Annotated in this window: 1 protein-coding gene; it reads left to right on the top strand. The window is 54.9% G+C overall.

Annotated elements, in window-relative coordinates; all coding sequences use genetic code 11:
- Positions 1-237 (top strand): MGMT family protein (locus SB756_RS35115; RefSeq protein WP_410913887.1); only part of this gene is annotated, 237 nt, incomplete at both ends.

Here is a 237-nt window from a genome sequence, read left to right on the forward strand (position 1 = left end):
CTGGGCGATGATGACGCCACATTAATCAGCGAGTTGCAACAAATGTTTCCCGCTGCCGACAACGCGCCTGCCGATCTGATGTTTCAGCAACATGTGCGTGAAGTGATCGCCAGCCTCAATCAACGCGATACGCCGCTGACGTTACCGCTGGACATTCGCGGCACTGCTTTTCAGCAACAAGTCTGGCAGGCACTGCGCACGATACCTTGCGGTGAAACCGTCAGTTATCAGCAACTG

The sequence above is a fragment of the Pseudomonas sp. SIMBA_068 genome, assembly GCF_046534705.1.
Taxonomy (GTDB): domain Bacteria; phylum Pseudomonadota; class Gammaproteobacteria; order Pseudomonadales; family Pseudomonadaceae; genus Aquipseudomonas; species Aquipseudomonas putida.